Annotated in this window: 12 protein-coding genes; 10 read left to right on the top strand and 2 right to left on the bottom strand. The window is 59.8% G+C overall.

The window, feature by feature from the left end; all coding sequences use genetic code 11:
- Positions 1-120: 120 nt before the first annotated feature.
- From ACKJSM_RS00605 to cmoB, 9 genes are all read left to right on the top strand, one after another.
- The gene (locus ACKJSM_RS00605) at positions 121-1,482 is read left to right on the top strand and encodes a carbohydrate porin (protein ID WP_410236390.1); all 1,362 of its coding nucleotides are present in this window, start codon (positions 121-123) and stop codon (positions 1,480-1,482) included.
- 124 nt (positions 1,483-1,606) lie between these two features.
- Complete coding sequence (locus tag ACKJSM_RS00600) at positions 1,607-4,018, top strand: glucose/quinate/shikimate family membrane-bound PQQ-dependent dehydrogenase (protein ID WP_410236389.1); 2,412 nt, start codon at positions 1,607-1,609, stop codon at positions 4,016-4,018.
- A gap of 957 nt (positions 4,019-4,975) precedes the next feature.
- Positions 4,976-7,399, top strand: a complete 2,424-nt coding sequence (gene lon, locus ACKJSM_RS00595) for an endopeptidase La (protein WP_410236388.1) — start codon at positions 4,976-4,978, stop codon at positions 7,397-7,399.
- Positions 7,400-7,701: 302 nt separating this feature from the next.
- Positions 7,702-8,079, top strand: a complete 378-nt coding sequence (locus tag ACKJSM_RS00590) for a hypothetical protein (protein WP_410236387.1) — start codon at positions 7,702-7,704, stop codon at positions 8,077-8,079.
- Between the two features lie 378 nt (positions 8,080-8,457).
- The gene (locus ACKJSM_RS00585) at positions 8,458-8,850 is read left to right on the top strand and encodes a protease inhibitor I42 family protein (RefSeq protein ID WP_410236386.1); all 393 of its coding nucleotides are present in this window, start codon (positions 8,458-8,460) and stop codon (positions 8,848-8,850) included.
- Between the two features lie 2 nt (positions 8,851-8,852).
- Positions 8,853-9,503, top strand: coding sequence for a lysoplasmalogenase (locus ACKJSM_RS00580; RefSeq protein ID WP_410236385.1), 651 nt, complete (start codon positions 8,853-8,855; stop codon positions 9,501-9,503).
- 130 nt (positions 9,504-9,633) lie between these two features.
- Positions 9,634-10,119 (top strand): hypothetical protein, encoded by a 486-nt coding sequence (locus tag ACKJSM_RS00575; protein ID WP_410236384.1) that lies wholly within the window; start codon positions 9,634-9,636, stop codon positions 10,117-10,119.
- Between the two features lie 231 nt (positions 10,120-10,350).
- Complete coding sequence (gene cmoA, locus ACKJSM_RS00570) at positions 10,351-11,058, top strand: carboxy-S-adenosyl-L-methionine synthase CmoA (protein WP_219736936.1); 708 nt, start codon at positions 10,351-10,353, stop codon at positions 11,056-11,058.
- Positions 11,055-12,011, top strand: coding sequence for a tRNA 5-methoxyuridine(34)/uridine 5-oxyacetic acid(34) synthase CmoB (gene cmoB, locus ACKJSM_RS00565; RefSeq protein WP_236181245.1), 957 nt, complete (start codon positions 11,055-11,057; stop codon positions 12,009-12,011). The genes cmoA and cmoB overlap by 4 nt, the downstream gene beginning before the upstream one ends.
- Before the next feature lie 123 nt (positions 12,012-12,134).
- Here the strand turns inward: cmoB and tadA are convergent, their stop codons facing one another.
- A complete protein-coding gene (tadA, locus tag ACKJSM_RS00560; protein ID WP_103386706.1) occupies positions 12,135-12,632 on the bottom strand; it encodes a tRNA adenosine(34) deaminase TadA in 498 nt (165 codons plus the stop codon).
- On the bottom strand, positions 12,632-14,008 hold the full coding sequence (locus ACKJSM_RS00555; protein WP_410236383.1) for a multicopper oxidase family protein: 1,377 nt from the start codon (positions 14,006-14,008) through the stop codon (positions 12,632-12,634). Before ACKJSM_RS00555 ends, tadA begins: the two co-directional genes overlap by 1 nt.
- Positions 14,009-14,203: 195 nt before the next feature.
- On the opposite strand from ACKJSM_RS00555, the gene ACKJSM_RS00550 reads away from it, so the two are divergent.
- Positions 14,204-17,314 carry a dermonecrotic toxin domain-containing protein gene (locus ACKJSM_RS00550; RefSeq protein WP_410236382.1) on the top strand — a complete coding sequence of 1,037 codons (3,111 nt, stop codon included), beginning with the start codon at positions 14,204-14,206 and terminating at the stop codon, positions 17,312-17,314.
- Positions 17,315-17,414 lie beyond the last annotated feature (100 nt).

Below are 17,414 nucleotides of genomic sequence, written 5' to 3'. Positions count from 1 at the left end.
CCCTTTGTGTTTTTGTAACGGGACATTATCCTGCCGCCCTTCTGCTGAACCGCTTCACTGCCTGCGTCAAATCGTAGCGGCCAGCTTATCCCCCAAAAAAGATCAAGAAAGACCCTATTCATGCCCGATTTTCCGTTCTCCCGAGACAGCGCTATCTCAACATTGCGACTGATCGGCGGCTGCACCGCCCTTGGCCTCGCCACCTGCACCCAGGCCGCCCCGGCCTTCGACAGTGAATCACCGTGGATGCTCGGTGACTGGAACGGCACACGCAGCGAACTCTCGGCGGAAGGCATCGACTTCAAGCTCGACTACACCGGCGAAATGGGCAGCAACCTGCACGGTGGCTACGACCATGACCGCACCGCGCGCTACAGCGACCAATGGGGCCTCGGCACCCACCTGGACCTGCAAAAACTGCTGGGCTGGAACGACGCTGAATTTCAGTTGACCGTGACCAAGCGCAGCGGCAACAACATCAGCAACGACCGCATCAACGACCCGCGTGTCGGTGGCTTCACCTCGGCCCAGGAAGTCTGGGGCCGTGGCCAGACCACCCGCCTGACGCAGATGTGGTACCAGCAGAAATTCTTCGATCAGAAGCTCGACATCAAGGTCGGCCGCTTTGGTGAAGGCGAAGACTTCAACAGCTTCCCGTGCGACTTCCAGAACCTGGCGTTCTGCGGCTCGCAGGTGGGCAACTGGGTCGGCGGCATCTGGTACAACTGGCCGGTCAGCCAGTGGGCGCTGCGCGTCAAATACCACCTGACACCCGAGCTGTACGCGCAAGTCGGCGCCTATGAGCAGAACCCGTCGAACCTTGATCGCGGCAACGGCTTCAAACTCAGCGGCAGCGGCACCCAGGGCGCGATCCTGCCGATCGAACTGGTGTGGAAGCCGAAACTCAATGGCCTGCCGGGCGAATACCGCGCCGGTTACTACTACAGCAATGCCAAGGCCACCGACGCCTATAAAGACCGCAACGGCCAGCCGGCGGCCCTGAGCGGCGAGGCCTATCGCAGTGCTTCGAGCAAACACGGCGTGTGGCTCGGCGTGCAGCAGCAGATCACCAGCGTGGCCAGCGACAACTCCCGCGGCCTGAGCGTGTTTGCCAACGGCACGATGCACGACAAGAAGACCAACGCCATCGACAACTACGTCCAGGCCGGTGTGGTCTACAAAGGCCTGTTCGACGCCCGCGCCAAAGATGACATCGGTTTCGCCCTGGCCCGCGTTCACGTCAACCCGGCCTACCGCAAGAACGCCGAGGCGACCAACCAGGCCCGCGCCGTCTACGACTACGACGATCCGTCCTTCCTGCCACCGCAGGACACCGAATACAGCGCCGAACTCTACTACGGCGTGCACGTTGCGAACTGGCTGACCGTGCGCCCGAACCTGCAATACATCCGCCATCCAGGGGGTGTGGACAAGGTCGATGACGCGCTGATCGGCGGGATCAAGATCCAGTCGTCGTTCTGACCGACATCGCCCCCACAAGAAATTTAGCTAGCTACACAAGTTTTACTTGAACCATGCCCACGCCAAATCGTCATCTACAGTGACTACAGCGCGGGACTACATAAACGTCACGGAGAATCACACTATGAGCACTGAAGGTGCTTCGAGTCGAAGCCGTCTTCTGCCGAACCTGCTCGGCATTCTGCTTCTGCTGATGGGCCTGGCCATGCTGGCCGGGGGAATCAAGCTGAGTACGCTCGGCGGCTCGCTGTATTACCTGCTGGCCGGTATCGGCATCACGCTGACCGGCATACTGATGCTGATGCGTCGTCGCGCAGCATTGGGCCTGTACGCCATCGTGCTGTTCGCCAGCACCGTCTGGGCCCTGTGGGAAGTCGGTCTGGACTGGTGGCAACTGGTGCCGCGCCTGGCGCTGTGGTTTGTCCTCGGTTTCGTGATGCTGCTGCCATGGTTCCGTCGTCCGCTGCTGCTCGCAGGCCCGGCGCCGATGGGCACCGGCGGTTTGACCGTGGCTGTGATTCTGGCCGGCGTCACCGCCCTGGCCAGCCTGTTCACCCACCCGGGCGAAATCTTTGGCGAACTGGGTCGTGAGACCGCTGACACCACCAGCACCGCGCCAGCCATGCCTGATGGCGACTGGCAGGCCTATGGCCGCACCGAGTTCGGTGACCGCTATTCGCCACTCAAGCAGATCACCCCGGCCAACGTCGGCAAGCTGCAGGAAGCCTGGCGCATCCAGACCGGCGACCTGCCGACCGCCGATGACCCGGTCGAGCTGACCAACGAAAACACCCCGCTCAAAGCCAACGGCATGCTCTACGCCTGCACCGCGCACAGCAAAGTGCTGGCGCTGGACCCGGACACCGGCAAGGAACTGTGGCGCTTCGACCCGCAGATCAAGAGCCCGGTCGGCTTCAAGGGTTTCGCCCACATGACCTGCCGTGGCGTGTCGTACTACGACGAAGCCGCTTACGCCAAGTCTGAAAACGCGGCCTCCGCCGTCATCTCCGAGGCCGGCAAAGCCGTCGCTCAGGCCTGCCCGCGTCGCCTGTACCTGCCAACCGCCGATGCCCGTCTGATCGCACTGAACGCCGACACCGGCAAGATCTGCGAAGGCTTCGGCACCAACGGCGTGGTTGACCTGACCCAGGGGATCGGCCCGTTCACCGCCGGTGGCTACTATTCCACCTCGCCTGCCGCCATCACCCGTGATCTGGTGATCATGGGCGGCCACGTGACCGACAACGAATCGACCAACGAGCCATCGGGCGTGATCCGCGCTTTCGACGTGCGTGACGGTCACCTCGTCTGGAACTGGGACAGCGACAAGCCAGACGCCACCGAGCCTTTGGCGCCGGGCGAAACCTACAGCCGTAACTCGGCCAACATGTGGTCGCTGGCCAGCGTCGATGAAAAACTCGGCATGGTCTACCTGCCACTGGGCAACCAGACCCCGGACCAGTGGGGCGCCGACCGCACCCCGGGCGCCGAGAAATTCAGCGCCGGCATCGTGGCTCTGGACCTGGCCACCGGTAAAGTGCGCTGGAACTACCAGTTCACCCACCACGACCTGTGGGACATGGACGTCGGCAGCCAGCCAACCCTGCTGGACATGAAAACCGTCGACGGCATCAAGCCTGCGCTGATCGCCCCGACCAAACAGGGCAGCCTGTACGTCCTCGACCGTCGCGACGGCACGCCGATCATCCCGATCCGCGAAATCCCGGTTCCGCAAGGCGCCGTGAAAGGCGACCACACCGCCCCGACCCAGGCCCGTTCGGACCTGAACCTGCTGGCCCCGGAACTGACCGAAAAAGCCATGTGGGGCGCCAGCCCGTTCGATCAGATGCTGTGCCGCATCCAGTTCAAGGAACTGCGTTACGAAGGCCAATACACGCCTCCGTCGGAACAGGGCAGCCTGATCTACCCGGGTAACGTCGGCGTGTTCAACTGGGGCGGCGTCTCGGTCGACCCGGTTCGCCAGATGCTGTTCACCAGCCCGAACTACATGGCCTTCGTCTCGAAAATGGTGCCACGCGAGAAAGTCGCGGCCGGCAGCAAACGCGAGAGCGAAACCGCTGGCGTGCAGCCGAACACCGGCGCGCCATACGCGGTGATCATGCACCCGTTCATGTCGCCACTGGGCGTACCGTGCCAGGCTCCGGCCTGGGGCTACGTCGCCGGTATCGACCTGACCACCGGCAAAGTCGTCTGGAAACGCAAGAACGGCACCAGCCGCGACAGCTCGCCAATCCCGATCGGCTTCACCCTGGGTGTGCCAAGCATGGGCGGCTCGATCGTCACCGCCGGCGGCGTCGGCTTCCTCAGCGGCACCCTCGACCAGTACCTGCGCGCCTACGACGTGAACACCGGTAAAGAACTGTGGAAATCGCGTCTGCCAGCCGGCGGCCAGGCAACCCCGATGACCTACACCGGCAAGGACGGCAAGCAATACGTCCTGCTCGTGGTGGGTGGTCACGGCTCGCTGGGCACCAAGATGGGTGACTATGTGATTGCGTACAAACTGCCGGAATAAGTTGTAACGGCGGTAAAAGGAAAGGCGATGCCCTGTGAGGGGTGTCGCCTTTTTTGTGGGCTGCGTTTTTTACACAGGGTGTGTATGTCCTACAGACAGGGTGTTTGCAGGGGATGTTTCTGACATGCCGCGTCGGTTGTCGCTCGGAAATGGGGTGGATAGGCTTTGGGGGGTGTTGAAACATTCAGCGAACGGGCGTCGCAGTCCGTGCAGTTCACTTGGTGCATAATCGCCACCCCAATCCGAATTGCCTCGGTACTTTTCGTTTGTTAATGGTGGCTGTGCGCGGGATACCTTCGGGTGTGCCGGAGTTTTCCGAGTGATCCGGTCTGCGAACCCGCGCACAGCTGCCACCCTCACGAAATCGACTGCCAGCCACAAACCGTATTCGCTGGCAGATCGATTGGGACGCAGAGCGTCCCGGGCTGCATTCCCACGCTGAGCGTGGGAACGATCAAGCAGCACGCCCTCCGCCCTCCGCCCTTCGCCTTTCACCACTCCCCACGATGAGCGTTAGCTCGAGTACCGCTCTTGACGTGCCGGCCCCATCGGAAGGCTGAGTGGAGGGATTTATCCGGGGGTGGGAGCGCAGCGACCGTGCGGCGAAGCCGCATGCATCGAGAGGAGGTGCAGCGAAGCAAACCGTAGGCGATGCCCCCGGATGAATCCCGGAACGAAGGAACGCCGAGCCCCAGCGAGGGGCCGAACGCAGGGGCCAAGCCTTTTGCTTACTTTTTGGCGTTTGAAAAAGTGAGCCGCTGTAAGAGCGGAACCGCCATTCGCAACCCCCGAAGAAACGGATATTCACCCAAAACCCCAAGAGCATGGTCGGCCCAAAGGCCGCCAAGTCCAAAACCCTGTCAAAACCCTGAACACACAAGCAGAAACACCCACCCCCATTGAAACCACCCAACCCCTGCCCCATCTAACAGCCATACCCAATTGCGCAGGTGCCCCATGAGCGACCAGCAAGAATTCCCTGAAAACCCAGACGACTACACCGAAGCCCAAGAAGACCACATCGAACACCACGTCCCCGGCAAAGGCCTGGCCCTGCCCGGCCAGAACCTGCCGGACAAGGTCTACATCATCCCGATCCACAACCGCCCGTTCTTCCCGGCCCAGGTCCTGCCGGTCATCGTCAACGAAGAGCCCTGGGCCGAAACCCTCGAACTGGTCAGCAAATCCGAACACCACTCCCTGGCCCTGTTCTTCATGGACACGCCCCAGGAAGACCCGCGCCACTTCGACACCAAGGCGTTGCCGCAATACGGCACCCTGGTCAAGGTGCACCACGCCAGCCGCGAAAACGGCAAACTGCAATTCGTCGCCCAGGGCCTGAGCCGCGTACGCATCAAGACCTGGCTCAAGCACCACCGCCCGCCGTATCTCGTGGAAGTCGAATACCCGCACCAGCCCACCGAGCCGACCGACGAGGTCAAGGCCTACGGCATGGCGCTGATCAACGCGATCAAGGAACTGCTGCCGCTCAACCCGCTGTACAGCGAGGAGCTGAAGAACTACCTCAACCGCTTCAGCCCCAACGATCCGTCGCCGCTGACCGACTTCGCCGCCGCCCTCACATCGGCCACCGGCAATGAGCTGCAAGAAGTCCTCGACTGCGTACCGATGCTCAAGCGCATGGAAAAAGTCCTGCCGATGCTGCGCAAGGAAGTCGAAGTCGCGCGCCTGCAAAAAGAAATCTCCGCCGAAGTGAACCGCAAGATCGGCGAGCATCAGCGCGAGTTCTTCCTCAAGGAACAGCTCAAGGTCATCCAGCAGGAACTCGGCCTGACCAAGGACGACCGCAGCGCCGACCTCGAACAGTTCGAGCAGCGCCTGGAAGGCAAGGTCCTGCCGACGCAGGTGCAAAAACGCCTCGAAGAAGAGATGAACAAGCTGTCGATCCTCGAAACCGGATCGCCGGAGTACGCGGTCACCCGCAATTACCTCGACTGGGCGACCTCGGTGCCTTGGGGCGTGTACGGCGAGGACAAGCTTGACCTCAAGCACGCGCGCAAGGTGCTGGACAAACACCACGCAGGGCTTGAGGACATCAAGGACCGCATCCTCGAATTCCTCGCGGTCGGTGCCTATAAAGGCGAAATCAGCGGTTCCATCGTGTTGCTGGTCGGCCCGCCGGGCGTGGGTAAAACCAGCGTCGGCAAGTCCATCGCCGAATCCCTCGGCCGGCCGTTCTACCGCTTCAGCCTCGGCGGCATGCGTGACGAAGCCGAGATCAAGGGCCACCGCCGCACCTACATCGGCGCGCAGCCGGGCAAACTCGTGCAGGCGCTGAAAGACGTCGAAGTGATGAACCCGGTGATCATGCTCGACGAGATCGACAAGATGGGCCAGAGCTACCAGGGCGACCCGGCCTCGGCGCTGCTGGAAACGCTTGATCCGGAACAGAACGTCGAATTCCTCGACCATTATCTGGACCTGCGGATGGACCTGTCGAAAGTCCTGTTTGTCTGCACCGCCAACACCCTGGACTCGATTCCCGGCCCGTTGCTGGACCGGATGGAAGTGATTCGCCTGTCGGGCTACATCACCGAAGAAAAAGTCGCCATCGCCAAGCGTCACCTGTGGCCGAAACTGCTGGAAAAGGCCGGCGTGTCCAAGGGCAGCCTGAGCATCAGCGATACTGCCCTCAAGGCTTTGATCGACGGCTACGCCCGTGAAGCCGGCGTGCGCCAGCTGGAAAAACAGATGGGCAAACTGGTGCGCAAAGCGGTGATGAAGCTGATCGACGACCCGAAAGCGGTGATCAAGATCGGCCCGAAAGACCTTGAAGCGTCACTCGGCCATCCGGTGTTTCGCAACGAGCAGGTGCTGTCCGGTACCGGCGTGATTACCGGCCTGGCCTGGACCAGCATGGGCGGCGCGACCTTGCCGATCGAGGCCACGCGGATTCACACGCTCAATCGCGGTTTCAAACTCACCGGGCAACTGGGCGATGTGATGAAGGAGTCGGCGGAGATCGCCTACAGCTACGTCAGTTCGCACCTCAAATCCTTCGGTGGCGATCCGAAGTTCTTCGACGAGGCTTTCGTCCACCTGCACGTGCCGGAAGGCGCGACACCGAAAGACGGCCCGAGCGCCGGCGTGACCATGGCCAGTGCCCTGCTCTCCCTCGCCCGTAACCAGCCGCCGAAAAAAGGTGTGGCGATGACCGGCGAGCTGACGCTGACCGGGCATGTGCTGCCGATTGGCGGGGTGCGCGAAAAGGTGATTGCGGCGCGGCGGCAGAAGATTTTCGAGTTGATTCTGCCGGAGGCGAATCGGGGTAATTTCGAGGAGTTGCCGGATTATTTGAAAGAAGGCATCACCGTACACTTCGCCAAGAAGTTTGCGGATGTGGCGAAAGTTCTATTCTGATCAGGAAGTAAATCAATAAAGGTTATGTGACCCTATTTATTACTGGTCACATAACCTACTGTCCCCTCCGAATCCCCACCCAAGGGGCAAATGCCATATCAAATTTCAAAAACAGGCTGCCTTAAACGCCCATTGGTTGAGCGTTCTTTTACACCAGCCTTAACTTCCGCACTAAAAAACCATCCACCATCGCAAAAAATTATAAAAAACTGTCAACATTGACAGGTGCCTGCTTGAATCTATCCAAGCAAAACTGTGGCTCCCACCAATGATCGCTACGCATAGTGAATGAGGATCAAAAAATGCCACAAAAACAAAAATCCGTTTCAGGCTGCCAGATAAACTTCCCCAATGGCAAATATGAATCCAAATTCACATCGGTATATCACTACCCGGACAAAATCCAGATCTCCTCAACGGAAGACCATGGAACAGTTACTTATTCAGCTGTATTGCTGCTCAAATCAGAAACAACGAGTGGTACGTACACTATTCCATCCAACGACATCCTTGAGCTGAGTTATATCGAATCAAATATAACGAAAACCACGGCCTTGAGTGGAACAGTAACTCTGGAGATTGACCGTAGCAAAAATATCTACATCGCAGATTTCAAGGTTACGGTATCTCCTGAAGCGAGCCCCTATGAGATTGAGGGACGCATCGCAGTTGTCAATTAAACGGCACAACAAGGCACTGCTGATCGTGTACCCCATGGATGCACGATCAGCGCTGCTGCGGTTGCCCTCGCTGTGGACCAACGTCAGCACGAAGTCCCTGCTTTTTCTCGCCCGCAACCAGTCACCGAAAACAGGGCATGCCCCTGAATGACGACTCGAAATCGATCGTGGATGCTCGGCCGATTGGCGGGGCGCATCACCGTGCATTTCGCGAAGCGGTTTGCGGATGTGGCGAGGGGGCTTTTCTGATAGATCAGTAGCGCCTGGACCACCGCTTTCGCGAGCAGCGTCGTCACAGGCGCCCCCCTCGACCGTCACACTTTGTCTCATCTTCAGTTATGCTCGCCGTTCGTCGCCAACGCCGGAGCCACTGAATCCATGTCCCCCCTTCGCCTGTTTGTCCCCCTGTCCCTCGCCCTGCTGGCCGCCTGCGCCACGCAACCGAAAACCAACGTGACCGTGGAAAAACAGAGCCAATGCCCGGTGCGCCTGACCAACGGGCAAAACCTGATCGTCATGCTCCCGAGCAACCCCACCACCGGTTACCGCTGGGCCATCCAGGATTCCGCCGGCGGCGTATTGCGCGCCCTCAGCCCCGAGGTCTACAGCAACCCGGAAGATGCCGGCGTGGTCGGCGCGGCTGGTCTGTCGACCTGGCGCTTCCAGGCCTTCGCCACCGGTACCGGTCGTCTGCGCCTGACTTCGCAACAACCGTGGGCGCCGGAAGTGTTGCCGGTGGAAACCTTTGACTGCGCCATTTCGGTGAACTGATCGTGGGCTGGCTGATCCTCGCGCTGATGGGCGCCGTGACCTTTCTCTACGGCGTCAGCACCCATGCGGCGTTGCTTTGTCTGCTGGTCAAACCGCTGCCGGTGCTGGCGTTGCTGGGCTGGCTGCACGATGCGCCGCCGAGTGACTATCGGCGCTGGATCAGCCTCGGTCTGATTTTTTCGTTGGTCGGCGATGTGTTGCTGGCGTGGCCGGGGGATTTGTTCGTCTTCGGTCTCGGCGCGTTTCTGGTCGCGCATCTGGCGTATCTCAAGGCTTACCTCAGCGATTGCCGACGCCTGGCCCTGCTGCCGCTGATCCTGGCGCTCAGCGTTGGAGCCGTGTTGTTGGGAATACTGATTTCCAGCGGACTCGGGCCATTGACCGTGCCAGTGATCGTCTACGGCACCGCCATCAGCGCCATGCTCTGGCGTGCCCTGGCCCGACTCGGCAGCGGCGTGCCGCAACGTTCGGCGCTGCTGGCAGCGGGCGGCGCGGTGGCGTTCGTGTTCTCCGACAGTGTGATAGGCATCAACCGGTTCGTGTCACCGTTCAATGCAGCGCCCTACATCATCATCCTCAGTTACTGGCTGGGGCAGTGGGGGATTGTTGCTTCTGCGTTCAATAAGGAACAATCGATCAATCAGACACCCTAACCACAAAGTCCACGACTCAATATCGAAACGTTATAAAAACCTGTCAGATCTGACAGTAGCTCGACGTCCGCTCGCTGATTACGATCCCTGTTGTGTCAATAACCCCAAACGTAATCAAAGGAAGAAAACCATGAGCGTATTCAAAAACAAAAATTCAATAAGTGCAGCGGATCCCTTTATCTCCGTGAACGGCGATGTTAAAGCCTCGATTTCAAACCGTGTTGACCTCCACACTCAAAATATTCAATTCTTTAAAGACGACAACAGCTCTGAAATCGCATTCATTGCCCGGTCGTACGAGACTGGTTTCAAAGATTCCAAAAAAGGGATGTTTCTGATTTTCTCCAGCGACATCCAATCGGGAACTTACAACCCAGCAGATCCAGCCTTTCCGTTTCAAAGTCTTTATTACTATGAAAATGGAGCAAACGATAATTTTACAACCTCTTATGTATACGAAGCAGAAGTCGGCATTGTTAAAGTCGAAGTCATTTCAAAAAACCAAGAAGCATTGCGCTACCTCATCGACTTTGACTTCAAGGGCAAAGACAACAGGACAGAGGAACTGCACATAAAAGGCATTGCACATCTGAATGTCTTCACCCGCAGTTCATGATCTTGCTCTAAACAGTGAATGGCCAGTGCTCTCTCTTCGTTCTGGTCATTCAACAGGCTTTTCCAGTCTCACCCGTTGCCAAGCCCCCATTCGCTCGTCCTTTGCAGGCCCCCCACGCTTTATCAGACAACCCAAGCATCCCGACGCCAGTTTGGCTAAAATGCCGGCCTTTTCATCGACACCGCCGGAACCGCCGTGAGTAAAGAACCCGATCGCATTTTCGCCCAGCCGATGGCCCAGGTGCCTGACTTCGCTTTCAACGAAGACGTGGTGCGGGTGTTCCCGGACATGATCAAGCGCTCGGTGCCGGGTTATCCGACCATCGTCGAAAACCTCGGTGTGCTCGCAGCGCAGTTCGCCCAACCGAACAGCGTGCTCTACGACCTTGGCTCATCGCTTGGGGCCGTCACTCAAGCCTTGCGTCGTCATGTGCGCACCGACGGTTGCCGGGTGATCGCAGTGGATAACTCGGCGGCGATGGTCGAGCGCTGCCGCGAATACCTCAATGGTCAGGATTCGATGTTCCAGGAGTTGCTGCCGGTCGAGGTGATCGAAGGCGACATCCTCGCCCTCGATTTCAAACCGGCCTCGGTGGTGGCACTGAACTTCACCCTGCAATTCATCGCCCCGGATCAGCGCACGGCGCTGCTGTCGCGTATTCGCCAATCGTTGCTGCCGGGCGGCGCGCTGATTCTGTCGGAGAAGCTGCGCTTCAATGACGCCGAAGAACACGCGCTGCTGACCGACCTGCACGTCGCGTTCAAACGCGCCAACGGCTACAGCGAACTGGAAATCGCCCAGAAGCGCAGCGCCATCGAAAACGTCATGAAGCCCGACAGCCTCGAAGAACACCGCGAACGCCTGCTGGCCGCCGGGTTCTCGAAAGTCGTGCCGTGGTTCCAGTGTCTTAACTTTGCCTCGTTGATTGCCTTGCCATGATTGATCTGTCCCCCCTCGCCCGCCGTCTGGCCGGCACGCCGCTGGCCGAATGGGCCAGCACCCTGCAAGTGCAGCTCGACAAGAAAATGGAGAAAGGTCACGGCGATCTGGAGCGCTGGCAAAGTGCGCTGGACGCCCTGCCGAAGATCCAGCCGACCGAAGTCGACCTGCTCGACGGCCTGAAACTGGACACCGATTGCGACGACGAAACCCGCGCACAAATGCGTACGGCGCTGATGGGCCTGTCGCCGTGGCGCAAGGGGCCGTTCGACCTGTTCGGCGTGCACGTCGACACCGAATGGCGCTCGGACTGGAAGTGGTCGCGGGTCTCTCCGCATCTGGATCTGAAGGGCAAGCGCATCCTCGATGTCGGTTGCGGCAACGGCTACTACATGTGGCGCATGCTCGGCGCCGGCGCCGACAGCGTGATCGGCGTCGATCCGAACTGGCTGTTCTTCTGCCAGTTCCAGGCGGTGCAGCGTTATCTGTCCGAACCGAATGCCTGGCACTTGCCGTTCCCGTTCGAAGACCTGCCGCCGAATCTGGAAGGCTTTGACACGGTGTTTTCCATGGGCGTGTTCTATCACCGCCGCTCGCCGATCGAGCATTTGCTGGCGCTGAAGGATTGCCTGGTAAAGGGTGGCGAACTGGTGCTGGAGACGCTGGTGGTCGAAGGCGACAAGCATCAGGTGCTGGTGCCGGAAGACCGTTATGCGCAGATGCGCAACGTGTGGTTCCTGCCATCGGTGCCGGCGCTGGAATTGTGGTTGCGTCGTGCCGGTTTCACCGATGTGAAATGCGTCGACGTGAGCACCACCACCGTTGAAGAACAGCGCGGGACGGAGTGGATGAAGTATCAGTCGCTGAGCGATTTCCTTGATCCGCTGGATCACAGCAAGACGATCGAAGGGCTGCCGGCGCCGATGCGGGCGGTGATTGTCGCGAAGAAGTAAATCCTCCGAACACCACAAAACCTGTGGGAGCGGGCTTGCTCGCGAAGGCGGTGTGTCAGGTACATCAATGTCGCCTGGAACTCCCTATTCGCGAGCAAGCCCGCTCCCACATTGGATGTGTGTTCAGTCTGCCGGTTTCGCGCGCCGCGCCCTGAAAAACTCGGTCAACACCGCCCCACACTCCTGCGCCAGCACCCCACCTTCATACAGCACTCGATGGTTGAGAAAGCCCTGAGTGAAGAACTGTCCCTGGCTCTGCACAATCCCGGCCTTGGGCTCCAGCGCGCCGTACACCACGCGGGCAATCCGCGAATGCACGATCAGCCCGGCGCACATGCTGCACGGCTCGAGCGTCACGTAGAGCGTGCTGCCCGGCAGGCGATAGTTGCTGACGGCCTGAGCGGCGGCGCGGATGGCGACCATTTCCGCGTGGGCACTCGGGTCGCTGGCACTGATCGGGCAGTTGAAGCCACGACCGATGATCTCGCCATCCTGCACCAGCACCGCGCCCACCGGCACTTCGCCGAGGGCTGCGCCCTGTGCCGCCAGTTCCAGCGCCTCACGCATGAAGTCGCGGTCACGGCTGCGGTCGATAATCGCCGCGGGGCGAATCTGGCGCATCACTTCACCTCGATGGCGGCCATCAGGCCGGTTTCCATATGGTCGATCACGTGGCAGTGGAACATCCACACCCCCGGGTTATCCGCCACCAGCGCCACTTGCGCGCGTTCGTTCTTGCCCAGCAGATAAGTGTCGGTGAAGTACGGCACGATCTTGTGCCGGTTCGACGCAATCACCTTGAAGCTCATGCCGTGCAGGTGGATCGGGTGCTGATACTGGGTCATGTTCTTCAGTTCGAAAATATAGCTCCGACCCAGTTTCAGGCTGGCGATCGGCCGGTCGGCGCAGGTCTTGTCGGTGATGTCCCAGGCCTTGCCGTTGATCTGCCACAGGCTCGGTGGCTTGCCGTTGTCGACATTCACCGACACCGAACCGACCCATTCGAAATTGAAGTTGAGTTTCTCGGCCTTGGCCAGGTCCGGCTCGGCCACCGGGTTGGCCGGCAGTGCTTTCGGCCAGTCGGTCGGCGCGTCGTTGTTGGCCACCGAACGCAGGGTGCCCAATCGAACCGGACCGTTGCGCAGCGACAGTTCCTCACCGGCCGGCGGTGCCTTGATCGCCAGGCAGATGCGCATGCCGGGGCCGAGCCAGTATTCCTTGCCCAACGGGCGCGGCTCGACCGGGTTGCCATCCAGCGCATAGATCTGCGCTTCAACGCCGGGAATGTTGATGCGATAGGTCAGGGTGTTGTCGAGATTGAGCAGGCGTACACGGGTGATCTGTCCGGCCGGCAGTTCGATCACCGGAGTCGGCACGCCGTTGATGGTCGACAGCCGCCCCGCCGTACCGCCACGGGCCGCTTCGCGCGGGATGCTGAACTCGACGAAGTTGCCCTCGTCGTCGATGTGCCAGTTTTTCAGGCTCAGGGTCTTTTCGTATTTGAACCCGGTCGGCTCGCGTTCCTCGACGATCAACGGCCCGACCAGACCGCGCCCCAGTTCTTCGCTGCTGCTGACGTGCGGGTGATACCAGTAGCTGCCAGCGTCCGGCACCCGGAATTTGTAATCGAAGTATTCGCCCGGCAGCACCGGTAATTGCGACACGTACGGCACGCCGTCCATCTCCAGCGGCAGACGAATCCCGTGCCAGTGAATGGTGGTGGCCACCGGCAGATGGTTGATGAACCGCACCCGCAGCCACTCGCCCTGACGCACGCGCAACTCAGTGCCCGGCGCCGACGGGCCGAAAGCCCAGGCCTGGGTCTTGTGCCCCGGCACCAGCTCGACGTCCAGTGGGGCGGCGATCAACTCGTAGTCATGTCCCGCATTGGCATCGGCCACCTTGCCCAGCCAGTAACGCGTCGCACCACCGGCTCCCGCGCCAACCACTGCAAGACCGGCCAGGCCACCGAGGATTTGTCGACGGGAAAAGGACATGGACACAACTACCTCACATATCAACCGCAGGCCAGGGCGCCCGCAAAAGGCGAATACGATACACCTGCGCTTGCGAAACAGTAAGGGTGACGCGGCGGATGGCCGCAGTTTGATCGGGCGGGTGGTACATGGATACCGCAGGGTCCCTGTGTGAATGAGTGACTCTGTCGACCTCTCTCTCAAGGAATAGAGCGAATGACCCCAGCAGATCCCCGTCCCCTGCCAAACGCCGCCGACAAGGCCGCCCTCAGGAACATGGCCACGCAAGTCGTCGCAGCTTGTCCGAGCCTGAATGACACGGCCCGTCAGGTTGCCACCGAGCTGCTCGCAAGACACGGCATGACCGGCGTCGACCCCGATCATGTCTATTTCCACCGATTCAGAACCGCCCAGAGCCTGTCCGTATCATTCACCGGTTGGCAGCACTACGGCGAAAAGCCCTATGAAAGCCTGACCCTGACGCAATTGGTCATTCACCGGTTTCGCGCCACGGATCAGGACAACGCAGACCTGCTGGATCTCTATGGCGGTTTTTACACCGCGGGCCCGGAAACCGAAAACTTCGATGCAACCAACGAAGTGCGCCTGCACGGCAACGAGGTCTTGAACGACTTCTGGAACATCAACTTCAGCGAGCGCTACCGCAACGCACTGCAAACCTTCTGGAGCCGTCACGCCAGCGAGTTCCGCACCCTGGCCAAATGCAGCTTCCTCCATAAAGCCATCGAAGCGCGAGATCTCGGCCACCTGAGTGACCAAGACTTTCAGGCAGTGATCAATGCGCTGTGCGGCCCGCTGACCTGGCCCGTCAACCTGCACACCCTGCAACGCGAAGCCGAGCCCGGTCATGGTCTACGGGTCTGCAGGCTGGAAATCGACGGTCATGTGGCCACCAACATGCTGCGCATCATCGACTCGCAGGGGAGGCAAATTGTTTATGTACCCGGAAGCAGCGACGCGTTCCACGTGCTGGACACGCCCGCCGCTCTTCACTGGTGGGCCCTGCAACAATTGAAAGACAACGTGCCCCGTGAACGTCTTCTCGATCATTTCCAACTGGCCGACCGACACTCGATCAGCGAGAACATCAATGATCTGACAGATCGATTGGTCAACACCTGGAGCCACAGTGACCATCATTTGGTCAATTCAAGGGAACGGGCAATAACAGGGGATGCATTCACCTGGCTTCGCGATTCCACTCGCGATGCGATGTTTGCCGAAGCCGACCTGTCTTTGACGTCGAATGGCGATCTGCGCAAGAAATTGTGGATCGGCTACCTCAGTGCCGGCCTGAAAGTGTTCGCACCGATGGCCATGGTGGGCTGGCCTGTCGCATTGCCGGTGATTGGCGCCAGCCTTGCGAACATGGGCCTGAACATTGACAAGGCGGTAATCGGCAAAACCGCCGGGGAGCGCAAGGAAGGTGTTCTCGCAGCGGTCCTCAGTGGTATCGATGCGCTGCTCAATATCCCGTTCCTGAAGGGAACCGGGGCACTGGCGGAGCTTGATGAGTCTTTGCAAGCGATCGAATCAAGCGAAGTGACTGACGCCGGTGCAGCATCGGAACTGGAGTCGGAGCATCCGAACGAAATTGTTCCTGCCATGGAAGAGCTGTCGCCCGGCCCGTCCGAGACCCTGCCGCGATCCAGGGTCCCGCAGAAGTATCAGTCCAACGAAGTGCTGGACGGACTGACACCGGTATCGGAGCCCGGCAAATACCAGGGGATCTACAGGCTGAACACCGAGCCTTCCTGTGCAATCGTGATGAACGATGCAGCTTATTACGTGCGGTACTTCAACGACTCACAAGGTCGCGGATTCTGGGCGATCGTCGACCCGGGCAAACCCAATCAGCTGATTAATGCATTACCGGTGCGATTGAACAGTGAAGGTGTGTGGGAACGGATGACTCCACTGGGGCTCAAGGGCGGCGGTCAGTGTCTTGGCAAACAATGCACCCTGGAGGTCACCATGGAACTCGACACGCTCGAGACGGCCGCCGAAGAAACAGAACAACCCCCGCCGCAATCGGCCCCACAAACGCCAGTGACCGCCGAACCTCAGCCTTCGACTTCAGCTTCGCCTGTAACAAACGACATCCGCCTGGTCAGAACGCCGTACGACGTCGACCCCGCGCGTCAGCAGGAACTGAAACGATGGGCCATGCAATTGCGCGAAACGCATGTTCAGCTGCAGGTCGGCCCTGATGGCGGGTTGATCGCATCGGATCGATACACCCCGAATTTCACCGAGAAGGCCAGAGCCCTGCTGTTTTCCGCGAGACGTTTCTACCACGATCTTTCATGGACGAACCTGCCGCCCCGCCCGCCGATTCCTGCTGTCACTCCTTCAACGACCTTCGCGGATTTCATTGCCCAGGCACTCGAGGCCGCGCCGGGCCTGGTTATCGGCGAAACCCCGGGGCGCATCACCAGCATGCGACTGATCATTCAAAACATGCCCGCTCTGGCGCGCCAAGGGGTCAAAACCCTCTACGTACGCCGGTTGCTCAGCGACTTCGCCCAGGCTGACCTGAACAACTATTTCAAGTCCGGGGTCATGTCCGACGACCTGCAAAAGTATCTGGCCCGGCTCGGCACCGACCCGGCGGCACAGTTCGACGAACTGGCACTGGTGAAAAGTGCCAGGCAGAACGGCATTCGGGTCCAGGCTACCGACTGTACGGCGATGTATAGAAAACCCGTTTCGCTGACCCGACCACAAGAACAGATCGCGACCAATCACCTTACAGCCGACATCATGTTCATGGACAAATCGCTGAATGACGTCGGCAAATGGGTGGTGCTGACGGGGGTGGAAAACACCAACACATTCAGGGGCGCTGCCGGCATCAGCGAGCTGGAGGGGGGGATCGGGATCCGCATTGAAGAGGTAGATCCGGGGCAAGGCGAACAGTTGACGACAGACCCGGGCATCGACTTCGAACGAGGCCCGCACCCGCAGACAGCAACGATGCGCGGAAACTCCGATCCGCTGTACGCCGACATGCTGCTAAAAATGGAAGCGCCACCGGTGAGCCGAAGCGAGTTGCAGTTACACCGACTGCTTTATCACTCGGGCATGTATGTGTTTGAACGCTTTCAAGGCACCTACCGATTGTTTCACCGCAGCGTAAATGGAGAGATGGTGCAAACCCCGATCCAGACCTTCGCTGATGGACGCTATTACATCGATCGGCCATCCTGGGCTTCGATTCATCGTATTCCTTACGAAAACCTTGAACAGTTATCCAGCGCACTGAAACAAATGGGCCTGCAATTGCAAAGCCGCCTGCCGAACTGATCCAACGACGAGGCGATATTCTTTTCCGACACCGGGCACGCTTCCTTCGGCTTGCCCGGGTCGGGGGCATGCCTTCGCTGCGGAGTTTTCCTATCCACCT

Source organism: Pseudomonas sp. PHC1 (assembly GCF_046487845.1).
GTDB classification, from domain to species: Bacteria; Pseudomonadota; Gammaproteobacteria; order Pseudomonadales; family Pseudomonadaceae; genus Aquipseudomonas; species Aquipseudomonas sputi.
The sequence above is the reverse complement of the archived record's forward strand: the minus strand, read 5'-3'. Positions and strand labels throughout refer to the sequence as shown.